1 protein-coding gene is annotated in these 317 nt (G+C 63.1%); it reads left to right on the forward strand.

The window, feature by feature from the left end:
• The coding region (locus tag R2R70_RS19495) for an NAD-glutamate dehydrogenase domain-containing protein (RefSeq protein ID WP_410978821.1) at nucleotides 1–317 on the forward strand (317 nt) is incomplete at both ends.

A 317-nucleotide genomic window follows, 5' to 3' on the forward strand; every position in this document is an offset into this window, starting at 1 on the left:
CTACATCAGCTTCAAGCTCGACACGCGCAGCATTCCTGACGTGCCGAAGCCGCCCCCGATGTTCGAGATCTTCGTCTACTCGCCGCGCGTCGAAGGTGTTCACCTGCGTGGCGGCAAGGGCGCCCGTGGTGGTCTGCGCTGGTCCGACCGTCATCAAGATTTCCGCCCCGAGGTGTTGGGTCTGGTCAAGGCACAGCAGGCAAAGAACGCGGTCATCGTGCCGGTCGGCGCCAAGGGCGGTTTGGCCTGCAAGCGCATGCCGGAAACCACCGACCGCGACGTGATCCAGAAGGAAGGTATCGCCTGCTACCAGATCT

It is taken from the genome of Cobetia sp. SIMBA_158 (assembly GCF_046566945.1).
In the GTDB taxonomy this organism is placed as follows: domain Bacteria; phylum Pseudomonadota; class Gammaproteobacteria; order Pseudomonadales; family Halomonadaceae; genus Cobetia; species Cobetia amphilecti.